The organism is Pontibacter harenae (genome assembly GCF_020907245.1).
Classification (GTDB): domain Bacteria; phylum Bacteroidota; class Bacteroidia; order Cytophagales; family Hymenobacteraceae; genus Pontibacter; species Pontibacter harenae.
The window spans coordinates 116,668-130,975 of sequence record NZ_JAJJWH010000001.1; the positions used below are offsets into that span (position 1 = coordinate 116,668).

11 protein-coding genes are annotated in these 14,308 nt (G+C 44.8%); 6 read left to right on the plus strand and 5 right to left on the minus strand.

Translation table 11 applies throughout. The features are described from left to right. The first annotated feature begins 39 nt into the window (after positions 1-39). On the plus strand, positions 40-1,875 hold the full coding sequence (gene glmS / locus LN893_RS00525; RefSeq protein ID WP_229967200.1) for a glutamine--fructose-6-phosphate transaminase (isomerizing): 1,836 nt from the start codon (positions 40-42) through the stop codon (positions 1,873-1,875). 183 nt (positions 1,876-2,058) lie between these two features. Beyond that, on the plus strand, positions 2,059-2,439 hold the full coding sequence (locus tag LN893_RS00530; protein WP_229967202.1) for a RidA family protein: 381 nt from the start codon (positions 2,059-2,061) through the stop codon (positions 2,437-2,439). Positions 2,440-2,511: 72 nt separating this feature from the next. On the opposite strand, the gene LN893_RS00535 is transcribed toward LN893_RS00530, so the two are convergent. Then, positions 2,512-3,531 (minus strand): YihY/virulence factor BrkB family protein, encoded by a 1,020-nt coding sequence (locus LN893_RS00535; RefSeq protein ID WP_229967204.1) that lies wholly within the window; start codon positions 3,529-3,531, stop codon positions 2,512-2,514. A 185-nt stretch (positions 3,532-3,716) separates the two neighbouring features. Here LN893_RS00535 and gltX point away from each other — a divergent pair, with 185 nt between their 5' ends. The 3 genes from gltX (at position 3,717) to LN893_RS00550 (ending at position 6,657) form a co-directional block, all read left to right on the plus strand. Next, positions 3,717-5,258, plus strand: a complete 1,542-nt coding sequence (gene gltX / locus LN893_RS00540) for a glutamate--tRNA ligase (RefSeq protein WP_229967206.1) — start codon at positions 3,717-3,719, stop codon at positions 5,256-5,258. A gap of 128 nt (positions 5,259-5,386) precedes the next feature. Further along, complete coding sequence (locus LN893_RS00545; protein WP_229967208.1) at positions 5,387-5,746, plus strand: hypothetical protein; 360 nt, start codon at positions 5,387-5,389, stop codon at positions 5,744-5,746. 143 nt (positions 5,747-5,889) lie between these two features. After that, complete coding sequence (locus LN893_RS00550) at positions 5,890-6,657, plus strand: TIGR00266 family protein (protein WP_229967210.1); 768 nt, start codon at positions 5,890-5,892, stop codon at positions 6,655-6,657. 110 nt (positions 6,658-6,767) lie between these two features. Here LN893_RS00550 and LN893_RS00555 read toward each other — a convergent pair whose 3' ends face one another. Beyond that, entirely contained in the window at positions 6,768-8,285 is a 1,518-nt protein-coding gene (locus LN893_RS00555; protein WP_500797089.1) for a GH3 auxin-responsive promoter family protein, read from the minus strand. A 286-nt stretch (positions 8,286-8,571) separates the two neighbouring features. Continuing rightward, entirely contained in the window at positions 8,572-9,303 is a 732-nt protein-coding gene (lptB, locus tag LN893_RS00560) for an LPS export ABC transporter ATP-binding protein (RefSeq protein WP_229967214.1), read from the minus strand. Positions 9,304-9,552: 249 nt separating this feature from the next. Between lptB and LN893_RS00565 the strand changes: the two genes are divergently transcribed. After that, the gene (locus LN893_RS00565; RefSeq protein ID WP_229967217.1) at positions 9,553-10,305 is read left to right on the plus strand and encodes a glycoside hydrolase family 25 protein; all 753 of its coding nucleotides are present in this window, start codon (positions 9,553-9,555) and stop codon (positions 10,303-10,305) included. 113 nt (positions 10,306-10,418) lie between these two features. Here LN893_RS00565 and recJ read toward each other — a convergent pair whose 3' ends face one another. Then, a complete protein-coding gene (recJ, locus tag LN893_RS00570; protein ID WP_229967219.1) occupies positions 10,419-12,125 on the minus strand; it encodes a single-stranded-DNA-specific exonuclease RecJ in 1,707 nt (568 codons plus the stop codon). A 253-nt stretch (positions 12,126-12,378) separates the two neighbouring features. Continuing rightward, on the minus strand, positions 12,379-14,193 hold the full coding sequence (locus tag LN893_RS00575) for a tetratricopeptide repeat protein (RefSeq protein ID WP_229967222.1): 1,815 nt from the start codon (positions 14,191-14,193) through the stop codon (positions 12,379-12,381). Between the last annotated feature and the right edge of the window lie 115 nt (positions 14,194-14,308).

The window sequence follows — 14,308 nt, forward strand, 5'->3', positions numbered from 1 at the left end:
TACCCACGTGGGTACCTACTAACATTTATTTTCCGAACTATGTGTGGAATTGTTGCATATGTAGGGCATAGAGAAGCTTGCCCTATTGTTATTAAGGGGCTTAAACGCCTAGAGTACAGAGGTTATGACAGTGCAGGGGTTGCCCTGATGAATGGCTCTCTGGATGTATACAAAAAGAAGGGCAAGGTAAGTGAGTTAGAGGCATTTATTGCTGACAAAGATACTCACGCCACTATAGGTATGGGCCACACTCGTTGGGCAACGCACGGTGAGCCTAACGATGCTAACGCGCACCCTCACTATTCTACTTCGCGCAATATCGCCATTATTCATAATGGTATTATAGAGAACTACGCCACGCTTAAGAAACACTTAATCAGCAAGGGCCATACTTTCCAAAGTGAAACTGACTCTGAAGTATTCATCAACCTGATTGAAGACATCAGACTTGACAGCAAATGCACGCTTGTAGAAGCCGTACGTTTGGCTTTACATGAGGTAGTTGGTGCTTATGCCATAGTAGTACTTGCCAAAGATGCACCTAACCAGCTTATAGCAGCACGCAAAGGAAGCCCACTCGTATTGGGTATAGGCCAAGGAGAATATTTCCTGGCTTCTGATGCCACTCCTATTATTGAGTACACCAGCGATGTCGTATATCTGAAAGATCATGAAATCGCCATGATTCATGATGGAGAGTTGGAAATACGCTCTAGAGAAGACGTTAAGCAGACGCCTTATGTACAGCGACTGGAGATGGCTCTGGAGCAGATTGAAAAAGGCGGTTACGAGCACTTCATGCTGAAAGAAATATACGAGCAGCCACGCTCTATTTTAGACAGCATGCGCGGCCGTATGGTAGTAGAAAGCAATCAATTAATAATGAGTGGCCTACGCGAGTTTGAAAATAAGTTCGTTAATGCCGATCGTATCATCATTGTTGCATGTGGAACATCATGGCATGCGGGACTGGTAGCGGAGTATCTTATTGAGGACTTGGCACGTGTACCAGTAGAGGTAGAGTATGCCTCTGAATTCCGTTACCGTAACCCTATTATCAGTGAGAGAGATATTGTTATCGCTATTTCTCAATCTGGTGAAACAGCCGATACATTGGCAGCAATAGAACTGGCTAAATCTAAAGGTGCTACCATATTTGGTATATGCAACGTAGTTGGCTCTTCTATCGCCAGAGCAACAGATGCAGGTGCTTATACGCATGCTGGTCCTGAAATTGGTGTTGCTAGTACTAAAGCCTTTACGGCTCAGGTAACGGTGCTTACGCTTATTGCCATGATAGTTGGAAGTAAGCGCGGCACCCTAGAAACAACCAAACTTCGCCAGCTTATGGTAGAACTGGAGAATATACCTGCCAAAGTAGAGCAAATTCTGAAGCTTGACGAAGAAATAGAAAAGATCTCTGCGCAGTATAAAGATGCTACAAACTTTATCTACCTAGGTCGCGGTTATAACTATCCAGTGGCTTTAGAGGGTGCTCTTAAACTGAAGGAAATTTCTTACATACACGCTGAGGGATATCCTGCGGCGGAAATGAAGCACGGACCTATCGCCCTGATAGACGAGCACATGCCAGTGGTAGTAATTGCTACAAAAGACAGCTCTTATGAAAAAGTTGTATCAAACTTGCAGGAAGTAAGAGCCCGTAAAGGAAAAGTGATTGCTATTGTTACCGAAGGTGACACAACTATTCCTTCTATGGCTGACCATGTGATTGAGGTACCTGAAACAAGCGAGCATTTAGCTCCGCTGCTTTCTGTTATTCCACTACAGTTGCTTTCTTACCACATAGCTGTAATGCGTGGTTGCAACGTAGACCAACCTCGTAACTTAGCAAAATCAGTTACTGTAGAGTAGACTTATACACTCCAATATTAAGAAAGGGAAGCTTTATCAGCTTCCCTTTTTCTTTGCCCTTGTCCCATAATGTTCGGCTTTTAAAGAAGCAAGCGTTACGCATTATCGGAAGCCGCTGGATGAGCTTTTGAAGGAATTCCGACGATAATTTCTTAATTTTAAGCAACGAACAAATTAAAAACTATGGCACACACTATCATCAACTCCCAAAACGCACCAGCTCCAATAGGACCTTATAGCCAGGCGACCATGGCCAATGGTATTTTGTATGCGTCTGGGCAAATAGCGCTCGATCCTGAAAGCGGAGAATTAGTAAATGGAAGCATTGAAGAGGAAACGCACCAGGTAATGAAAAACGTTAAAGCCATATTAGAGGAAGCAGGTTTAAACTTTAGCAATGTGTTGAAGTGCACCATATTTGTAAAGGACCTGAACAACTTTGGCCGCATCAACGAAACTTATGGCAGCTACTTCTCTAGCAATCCGCCTGCGCGCGAAACAGTGGAAGTAAGTCGTTTACCGAAAGATGTAAACGTTGAAATTTCATGTATCGCAGCTAAATAAGTCATCACAGAAGTAGAATTAGAATTACCAAGGCAGTGCTAATTGTACTGCTTTGGTAATTTTGTTTTATACCTAAATATCCTGCCCTGCGGATATAAAAACATCCTGCGACCCCTCATTCTCCTCCTCTTTAGAGGCATAAATTTCTACTGCATACTTGCCAGGCTCCGCATTTACCGCCGATTTTCCTACTTCTATCTCTTGCCTCACCACTCGCACGGCATAGTCGGCAGGGTAAATGTTGTAGCCGTATTTTCTAGAGTAGACAAAAGTGAACACGGCCCCAAAAAATATGATTTGCGACACCAAAAACACCCAGGTAAGAATAACGATAACCGAGCCAGCAGCTCCGTAAATAGACCCTACACCAGTAGACCCTAAATAATAACCGATAATACTCCTGGTAATAGTAAAAAGAAAAGCTGTTACCACGCCGCCAACCCACACATCACGCCATCTTATTTTAGCGTCTGGCAGAAATTTATAAACACAAGAAAACAGGAAGGTCACGATCAGCATTGTTAGCACGAAATTGGCAAAGTGCAGCACGTATACCACCCATCCAGAAAACCGATCGGTCAGAAAATTACCGATCGCGACAAGCAGTGTATTTGATAGCAAGAATATGGTCACCACCGCCGCTATACCTAAAATCATCCCGAAGGAAAGAAATCGGTCTCTGATCAGCTTTAGGTAACCACGCTTAGGGAGTGGCTTTACACACCATATTTCGTTAAGTGAATCTTGTAAGGATATAAAAACACCTGTGGCTGCTATAAAAAGTGTGATAACACCTATCATTGTAGCCAAGTTGAAGTCCGTAAATTCGTTAATACTCTCCACCATCTTCTGTACCTCATACGCATTAGCAGAGCCGATCAACTCCTTTATCTGGTAGTATATTTCGCCAGAAACAGCCTGTTCGCTAAAGAAGTAACCAGTTGCGTTGATAATGATGATTAGCATAGGAGGCAGTGCAAAAATGCTGTAGTAAGACAAAGCCGCCCCCTTTTGGAAGGAATTATTATCTACAAATTCTAAAACAGTTTCTTTAAGCAGACACCAGATTTTATTTAAGCGTTTCAGCAGCATAAGGCACAAATCTGTTTTTCATCCATACGCAATTAATTGATTATGTTTATGATAAGCTTTTTGATGTAATAAGTCCGTTTAGCTGCTCACTCTTAACTCCGCCAGCCATAATGGGTTGCCACAAGCTCGCAATATTTTGTACCTTTGTGCCTGATTTGAGTAGATCTGTATAGAAATAACCATACATGGAAAGAGAAGTTAGAGTACGTTTTGCCCCAAGCCCAACTGGCCCACTTCATATTGGCGGCGTGCGAACAGCCTTATACAATTACTTGTTTGCCCGTAAAATGGGTGGAACCATGATTCTTCGTATTGAAGATACTGACCAAACGCGTTTTGTGCCTGGCGCCGAGGATTACATCCGAGAATCGCTGGAATGGTGCGGCGTAGAGTTGGATGAGAGTCCTTGGAAAGATGGTCCTTATGGTCCTTACCGCCAGTCAGAGCGCAAGCCGATGTACATGCAGTACGCCCTACAGCTGGTAGAAAGCGGCCACGCCTACTATGCCTTCGACACCTCTGAAGAGCTGGATGAAATGCGTGAACGGTTGAAAGCGGCCAAAGTGGCAACTCCTCAGTACAACGCTATTACGCGTATGACGATGAAGAACTCGCTTACGCTACCAGAAGATGAAGTAAAGCGTCGTCTGGAGTCTGGGGAGGCTTATGTAATACGCTTGAAGGTACCGCGCAAAGAGGAAGTACGCTTAAAAGATATGATTCGTGGCTGGGTAATGGTACATTCTTCTGCCATAGACGATAAAGTGCTGATGAAATCGGATGGTATGCCGACTTACCACCTGGCAAACATTGTAGACGACCACCTGATGAAGATTACCCACGTAATCCGCGGTGAAGAGTGGCTACCATCTGCACCACTACACGTGCTGCTTTACCGTTACCTGGGCTGGGAAGATACGATGCCAGAGTTTGCTCACCTTCCGTTGTTGTTAAAGCCTGATGGCAATGGCAAACTGAGCAAGCGCGACGGTGATAAATTCGGTTTCCCTGTGTTCCCGCTAGAGTGGAAAGATCCTTTCTCTGGAGATATATCTATTGGTTATCGTGAAAACGGCTTCCTGCCAGAGGCCTTTGTTAACTTCCTGGCGTTCTTGGGCTGGAACCCTGGCACACAGCAGGAGATCTTTACCATGCCAGAGCTTATTGAAGCATTCAGCGTTGACCGCATCGGCAAATCGGGCACTAAATTCGACTGGCAAAAGGCACGTTGGTTTAACGAGCAGTATCTAAGATCAAAACCAGATGAGGAACTGGCGCAATACCTGCTTCAGGCGCTGGAGGAGCATAATATAGAATGCTCTTTTGAGCAAGCTGTAAAAATATGCAGCCTAATGAAAGAGCGCGTAACGTTCCCGAGCGACTTCTGGCGTGAATCGTCTTACTTTTTCGAAGCCCCAACTTCTTACAATGAGAAAGTAGCCTCTAAGAAATGGAATAGCCAGGCTGTAGCCGTGTTCGAAGATTTCAAGAACGAGCTGCCAAGCCTAGCTGACTATAATGCTGATGCTATAAAAGAGCTACTCAACAATGTGCTCGAGCGCCACGGCATGAAGATTGGCCAGGTAATGCAGGCGCTTCGTTTGGCTGTAACTGGCCTGGAAGCTGGTCCTGACCTGATGCACATCATTGAAATTATAGGTGCGGAAGAGACCAAAGCAAGAATAGAGGCCGCTATCGAAAAACTAGCAGCTTATGCTTCTGCATAAACAGTAAAGCTTTAAACAAGAAAGGCTGGCCTCAGGGTCAGCCTTTCTTGTTTATGGGTAATTTTACACTCTCTGAAACAAATTAGTCCTGCCATGCTTATACATCAGTAACCTAACCTGAAAGAATCATGGCTAAAAATAAAAAAGAGGGCAAAAGCAAGAAAAAATCCAGAGTACACAAGGACCTGGAAGGTTTCGAAATAAAAGTAAATGAGCATGGCGAGATTATCTCGAACTATAGCATCGATAAAATAAATGATTTTCTAAACCAAAACGTGGACGATAAGAAGTTGCTGAAACGTGATGCCGCCGAACGTGCCAAGCGTGAGGAAGAAGAACAGTACCATATTGAGGAGGGCGAAGAAGAAGCAGAAGAAACAGATGAGGACTTCATCAAAAACACGAATAATACCTCTGACGATGAGGACGAAGACTTGCCTAAAGGCCGCCGTAAGGGTACTAAGGGCGACGAAGAGGATGAGGACTAATTAGAGCCGTGAGCCATAACTTATAAGTCGGGAATGAATTACAAAGAGGTAGTTTTAAGATCAGGAGTGAAGCGGAGGTTTCTTCTTTTGCATAAATAAGATTAAAAACTATCTTGCTTCTATAACAACCAGACCAAAAGACTATGAGAAACTCACACGAAGTAGATTACAAGATTTTCGGCAACGACATACAAGTCCTTGAAATTGAGCTAGACCCAAACGAGACTGTCATTGCCGAAGCTGGTGCCATGGTATACATGGAAGAAGGCATCGATTTTGAAGCCAAAATGGGTGATGGCTCTAACCCAAGCCAAGGCTTTTTTGGCAAACTTGTTTCGGTAGGTAGCCGCCTCATCACTGGAGAATCGTTGTTTATGACGCACTTCACGCACCGTGGCTATGGCAAGAGCCGTGTGGCATTTTCTGCGCCTTACCCTGGTACTATTTTACCTGTAGATTTAAGCGGCATGCGTAACAATAGCCTTATTACGCAAAAAGATGCTTTTTTGGCAGCTGCTTTGGGTACCAAGTTAAGCGTGCACTTTAACCAACGCTTAGGTTCTGGCTTTTTTGGTGGCGAAGGGTTTATACTGCAGCGCATGCAAGGCGACGGATTGGCTTTTGTGCATGCAGGCGGCACTGTGGTAGAAAAGCAGCTTAACAACCAAACGTTAAGAGTAGATACAGGCTGTGTGGTTGCTTTTGAAGAAGGAATAGACTTTAGCATTGCACGCGCTGGCGGCTTAAAATCCATGATATTCGGTGGCGAAGGAATTTTCCTGGCCACGCTTCGCGGCACAGGCAGAGTATGGCTACAGTCTATGCCTGTGAAGAAACTAATTGAAGCATTGATGCCCCGCGGGGAGAACGCAAAGAAAGAAGGCGGCACTTTTAGTAGCTTTCTCGAGTAAAGAGCACTGCAACCCATATTTAAGGCCACTCTAGCAACTCTTAATTGTTAGAGTGGCCTTTTTAGCGAGTTTATTTGTTAGATGACAAGGCCTATCTACGGTTAAAGAAACTAAAGCCCGTTCACTTCCATAATCTCCTCCAGGTACTCTCTGGTGTTCGATAGCCTAGGTATCTTATTTTGCCCCCCCAACTTGCCTTTCTTGCTGAGCCAGTTCATAAAGGTTCCTTGTGGAACAGCATGCACAACAGGTTGCAACAGTGCTATGTCTTTCTGGCGCTTGGCATCGTAGTCTGAGTTTACCTCACGTAATGTATCATCTAACACCTGAGTAAACCGTTCCAAATTATCTGGTTGTTTCTCAAATTCGATAAGCCATTCGTGCCCACCGCGCTTTTCGCTCTCTATGTAAATCGGTGCCGCCGTGAAATTAGAAATTACAGCGCCTGTCTCTTCACAGGCTTTCGTTACTGCCACCTCTGCGTTTTCCACTATCACTTCTTCGCCAAAAGCATTAATGAAGTGTTTGGTGCGCCCAGAAATTTTGATGCGGTAAGGGCTTATGCTGGTAAAACGAATTGTATCGCCAATTTTATAGCGCCACAGACCAGCATTGGTAGATATTACCAACGCGTAGTTCTTGCCCAACTCCACTTGGTCCAGTGTAAGGGTTTGTGGCTGCTCCTCCTCAAACTGATCCATGGGTATAAACTCATAGTAAACGCCATAGTCCAGCATCAACAGCATTTCATCTTCTGTACCACGTTGGTCTTGTATGCCAAAAAAGCCCTCAGAAGCATTATATACTTCAAGGTAATGCATGTTGTTTGTAGGAATGATATCCCGAAACAGCTGACGGTAAGGCCCAAATGCGACGGCACCGTGTGTAAACAGCTCCAGGTTAGGCCACACCTCCAGTATGTTCTGCTTACCCGTAACTTCCAGAATACGCTTTAGCAACACGTAAGTCCAAGTAGGCACACCACTCAGGCTGGTTACATTCTCTAGTACTGTTACCTCCACCATCTTCTCTATCTTCTCCTCCCACTTATCCATTAGTGCCACCTTTAGCGGTGGTGTTCGCATGGCCTCTGCCCAAACTGGCAGGTTTTGCATGATTACGGCAGATACGTCGCCACAAGATATTTTGGAGTTATGTTCGCTTGGGTGATGGCTGCCACCTATCGACAAACCTTTGCCTGTAAAAAGCTTTGTGTCGGGGTACAGGTTTACGTAGATAGACAACATGTCTTTGCCCCCTTTGTAGTGGCAGTCTTCCAAAGACTCAGGGCTGACGGGTATAAACTTGCTGCGGGCATTGGTAGTACCCGACGATTTGGCAAACCATTCGATGGTACTTGGCCACAGAAGGTTTTGCTCGCCCTTCATCACACGATCTATGTAGGGAAACAGATCTTCGTAGGTGCTGATTGGCACGCGCTCCTGAAACTCCTTTACAGATTTGATGTCGCTATAGCCATACTTCTTACCCCATTCCGTATGTTTAGCGGTGCTAACCAGGTTACGGAAAAGCTCCTCCTGTACTTCATGCGGGTACTTCCGAAACAGATCTATGTCATGAATCCGCTTCTTCATTACCCACGTTACTATTGAGTTTATTATTTCCAAAGTTGGTTGCTTGTTGTTAATAGTTAGTTGATGGAAATCTACTTCTGTAGATTTAAATTAATTGCCTTTTTTTGCCGTTCAGCATTTTGGGCAACTTTTACAGCATAAAGAAAAAGTAGTTATACCCTTCACAGTACTAGTAGCTTCCTGGTGCTGAACTTCTCGTTCCAGCCTAAGCACTCATGACCAAAACGTCGGGTAAACTCAAAAGCTATACTTTCTCCTTCTTTCCATAACGGCCAAAGCCTTCTGCAATGTTAGCTGAAACACCATTAACAACTGACTATCAGACTTTTCGCTTCAGCTCGAAGTGCTTGCCTAAGTACACACGGCGCACTTGCTCATCGGCAGCCAGTTCTTCGGCAGTACCAGCCTTTAGTATTCTTCCTTCAAACAGCAGATAGGCACGGTCGGTAATAGAAAGTGTCTCGTTTACGTTGTGGTCGGTGATGAGGATACCAATATTTTTGCTTTTTAGCTTGGCAACTATCGTCTGAATCTCTTCCACGGCAATCGGGTCTACACCAGCAAAGGGTTCATCGAGCAGCACGAATTTAGGATCTACGGCCAGAGCACGGGCAATTTCGGTACGACGGCGCTCCCCTCCTGACAGCACAATACCCTTGTTTTTGCGCACGTGCGTCAGCGAGAACTCCTCCAGCAACTCCTCTACTTTTTCACGTTGCTCCTGCTTGGGCTTTTTTGTCATTTCGAGCACGGCCATAATGTTCTCCTCTACTGTAAGCTGCCTGAAAACGGAAGCCTCCTGCGCCAGATACCCCACTCCGCGTGTGGCCCGCTTGTACATAGGCAGGTCAGTTATATCCTCAGAATCAAGGAAAATCTTGCCTCTGTTTGGCTTCACTAAGCCTACAATCATGTAGAAAGATGTTGTTTTACCAGCACCGTTTGGCCCCAGCAACCCTACAATCTCTCCTTGATTCACCTCTACGCTCACGTCGTTCACGACCATGCGCGACTTATACTTTTTAAATAAGTTGTCTGCTCTCAGTATCATCGTGCTAAAGTTAAACATTAATGCCACACCCTGCAACGGGCTGCAGGTGCTCTATAGTATGAGGGTGGTAAAAGCACTTCGTTCATTTGAAATAATTAAACAATATCTATAAACCTGCTCTTTGAAACTTGCTTTTTAACTTCTTAGTTAATAGCTTGATACTCCATATTCCAACTTTTTATTTCTATGGCTTTTTCTATACTCGCGTCAGCTTGCCAAAAGCTGTTTTGTACTGGTTTATTGCTATCTGTGGGGGTAGTTAATATTTCTGCTACATTTCCGGGTAATACAGGTAATACTAACGATCCGACCACCCCTGCCAGTACAAAGGCTACAACAACTACCTTAAAAGGGGTAGATGTATCGAGGTGGCAGAAAGAGGTGAATTGGCCACTCGTAAAGGAATCGGAAATTACTTTTGCTTTTGTAAAAGCCACCCAAGCCGATTTTAGATTAGACCCTTACTTCGACACTAACTGGAGTGAAACGAAGCGCGTAGGCATTAAGCGCGGCGCGTATCATTTTTTTATACCTGAAGCACCTATAGAAGGCCAGATTGATATGTTCATCAATACTGTTCGCCTGGAGCCTGGCGACTTACCGCCTGTTTTGGATATTGAAGTATGGGATAAGAATGTGAGTGCTGAGGCGCTACGCCAGAAAATGCACACCTGGCTACAAGCAGTTGAGCAGCATTACGGCATCAAACCCATCATCTATACCAATCAGAATTATTACCGCCGCTGGCTAAAAGGGCATTTTCAGGATTACCATTTTTGGATTGCCCGCTACAGCCCTGTAGAACCTGAAACGCACCATACAGATAAGTGGATGTTTTGGCAGTATACCGACAGTGGTAGGATATCAGGAATTAAATCTGCCGTCGATATGAATTTCTTTGTAGGTGATATGGAGACACTTGCGGGCATGTGCGTTCCAGAACCGAGCGAACCTTACATTAACCCTCTGGCACAGCTCAAGCACAAGCACCCGCTACCTTAAAACCGTTAATCATTTTTGTTGATTGTTCTCTAGTGCAGCGCGCGAGAGTGGTTATGCTTAGACAAAAGCTTTGTGACTTGTAGTAGCTTAAATCGTATGACCTACAACAGCTACTACTGCAGCCTGATGTCTTTTATACGTAGTTGTAACGAAACATTACCGCGGTATATGTTTTCTTCTATTGTATAACAGACATTGAAGGGTATTCCTTTTGAAATAGCGTTGTAGTGATCGCTTAGGCCAAAACCGATGGCATCTATCGTAGCATAACCGTCTTGGGTCAGGCGCAGCTTCAGATGGGAGTCTCCTACAACACGCACACTTCCTGTATCATAAACGCACTCCGACATAAACACTGGGCGCATATTTCCTGGGCCAAAAGGCTCCATTTGGCTTAAGATGTTATAGAAGTTGCGTGTAATCTGGTTCAGGTTAATTTTGGCGTCTATTTCTATCTGTGGGATCTTCTGCTCTTCTGTAATGGTATTGGCTACTATCTGCTCAAAACGCTCTCTAAAGGCAGGAATATTCTCTATTGGCAGGGTTAGACCTGCTGCATACATGTGCCCTCCAAACTGATCCAGCAGATCGGCACAACTCTCTATGGCGCTGTGCACATTAAAGCCATGTACAGAACGCGCCGAACCAGATGCTTTGCCATTCGAATGCGTCAGGATGATGGTAGGTCTGTAGTATTTTTCGATGCAGCGTGAAGCTACAATACCAATAACCCCTTTATGCCAGCTCTCTTTATACAATACTGTCGAATTAGCTATGCGCAGGAAGTCATCCTCTTCAATCATTTGCAGGGCTTCTCTGGTGATGTCTGTATCTTTGGTACGGCGAGCCTTATTAGACTCGTTTATAACATCGGCCATCTGAAAAGCCTGTTCCTTTGTCTGCGCCAATAGCATGCTCACAGCCCGCTTTGCATCGCCCATACGCCCAGCTGCGTTTATGCGTGGGGCAAAGCCGAACACGATGCTGGTTATATCCATGTCGCTGGTGATATTAGCCAGTTCTTTCAGGGCATCTAAACCAGGCCGAGAAGCCTGTGGGTTATTCAGGCGCAACAAGCCGTAGTAAGCCAGCACTCGGTTTTCCCCTGTTATGGGCACAATGTCGGAGGCTATACTTACCACCAGTACATCGAGGAGCTGGTACACAGCTTCCATTTCTATGTTATTCTGAATGCAGAAGGCTTGAATAAGCTTAAAGCCAACGCCACAGCCAGAAAGCTCCTTGTAAGGATAGGGGCAGTCTACTTGTTTCGGGTCTAGTACGGCTACAGCCTGTGGTATATCCTCATCTGGCAAATGGTGGTCGCAGATAATGAAATCTATACCTAAGCTAGAGGCATAAGCTACTTTATCAGCTGACTTTATGCCACAGTCTAAGCTAATGATTAAGGTATAGCCATGCTCTGCAGCCCAGTCTATGCCCTGCTGCGATACACCGTAGCCTTCTTTATAACGGTCAGGTATGTAGAACTCAACCTGGTGCGTATACTGGCGCAGAAAGCTGTACATAAGCGCCACAGAAGTAGTGCCGTCTACATCATAATCGCCATAAACCAATATTTTTTCGGAAGTATGAAGGGCTTCTGATAAACGGTTAACGGCACGGTCCATGTCCTTCATAAGAAAGGGGTCGTGCAGGTCATCTAGAGCAGGGCGAAAAAAGGATTTTGCATCTTGAAAAGAGCAGATGCCGCGTTGGCACAAAATATTGGCAAGCGTTGGACTAATCTTTAACTCCTCCGACAGATTTGCAACAACTTCCTCAGGTGCATCCTGCTTAAATACCCACCGTTTCTCCATATACTTAAACTCGTACCTTTTTGCAAAGGTACACAATTGTACAGGATTTATAGTCTGCGCCTGCACCGCACTGTGCCACTCTCAGCTAAGTTTCTTACCTTTGCAATGCGCAGGTTATCAGCTATACAACTAAGAGTGAAACGTTTAAAAGAAATTTTCGACAAGTACAAGAATTATTCGCTGGACCTGCTGATGTACGGGTTCTTCATCGTTTTTCTCCTGATCCTGTTCCTATTTTTTTAGCGCTACTACGCTAATTTGCAAGTGAGTCTCCCCGCAGTTTTCTGAAACGCTTGCGTGCATCGGCTACATAAATACTTCCTTGGTGTTTCACCAGTAGGTCGTTGTACAGTTGCATCGCTTTTTCCTTATCATCCAGGCTCTCTTCATATATAAAAGCCATTCTGTACAAGGCATCATCGCTCAGAATATCGAACTGAGGGTTGCTCACAATCTTTTCCAGATTGGTTATAGCTTCCCGAAAATCACCTTTACGCTCTAATAGGTTTGCTTTCTGGTAGTATATCTCATCAGTAAGGCTATGGCCTGGGTATTTTTTTAGCATAGCATCTAAGCCAGTCAGCGCCTCCTGCATCTTATTCTGAAAAACCAGCAACTCTAAGGCTGCAAATTCTGCCATAGCCGTTGTAGAGGTATCCAAACCTGTGTTGTCCGTAATCAGCAGGCTCAGATCCATAGCATCGTTCGCTATTTCGCGGCTAGTAGCCAGTTTCAGAATATCGAGATGTGCCTGGGCTAGTTCGAAGTCTCCCTTATAGTAGTTAAGGCGGGCATTTCGCAGCTTGGCATCGTGGCCTATATGGGTTTCTTTATGCGACTTTTCTACCTGAGAGTATAAGAGCGTACTCTCCCACGGCTCTTCCTTTAGCAGGTAGATGTCACCTAACGTTAGTTTACATTCTGCTACAAGGTCTGCATTTGCTCGAGGTACATTGATAGCCTCCTGCAGCAAATCTATGGCCTTATCTTTTTCATCAAGGTAAAAGGCATAAAGGCCAGCCATATGTTGTAAAGCTTCAACAGTTTGCGCATTTTTTCCTACCTCTGTTGTCAGCGTTTCGTAGTCGGCTATAAGCGCACGAATCTTTTCTTTATCTACTGGAAAGGTGTTCTGTACCTGTTCTTCACGTGCATTTATTAACCGATGTCGCGCTACCAAGTAGTAAGGGCCCTCTGGATACTCACTTACCACATATTCGAAAGCCTCAATAGCTCCTTCGTAGTTCTTGTTTTTGGCACTGATTGTTCCTAACTCCATTACACGCGCACCGCCGCTGCGCACTCGTTTGTCTACAGAACGGGCCTGAATTAGTGCACTGTAAAAATCCTTGCGTTGAGTATAGAGCCAGATCAGCAACTCATTTATAGCTATTTTATCAGGGTGCTGTTGTACCCGCACAATCAGCTCCTTCTCCAGCATATCCAGGTCCTTTTCTTCCCGCAGGCTGTTTTGCAGCATGTTCCTGACATACCCCAGCTCCTTTTCCTCCTCTTGCACCAGATTTATGGCTTCTGGTATCAGCTTCTCACTTTTGCGGGTATAGGTATAAAGCGCTATTAACTGACGGTTATATTCCTGCGGATTGCTGCTCTTGGTTCTGCCCCTCAGGTAAGTTTTCTCGGCAAAATCGTAAAGCTCATGCTGGATAAAGGCATTAGACACTGCAAAGACATCCTTGGGCTGCACCTGCTCAATAAGTTTCTCATAATACTTTTCTGCCGAGGCTTTGTCGCCTGATGCATGATACACAGTACCAAGATCAATGCTATAGGCAACTACATCCGGAAAACGCTTCGTTGTTTTTTTCACCAGCTTTTCCGCCTCCTTGTAATTCTGCTGTGCCAGTAGCGTTTTCAGATAATCAGGATAAACAACATGAAAGAGGCGCTGATCATCGATAAGCTTGCTGTAGATAGCCTCTGCTTTCGTATAATCTCCTTTAGAAAGGTATTCTCGTGCCAACTGCAAATCTTGCGTTTGGGCCATACCAGTAGATACTACCAGCACCAATAACACAAGAATTAAGTATGTGGCTCTCTTAAACATATTCATACATACTATACAACGTTCGCTTAGCCAAAGTTTATATTTACCCTTAAGATAAATAAATTATGCTAACGCCCACATCTTCCTGCTGTTAAGGCTATAGCAGGAAGATGGG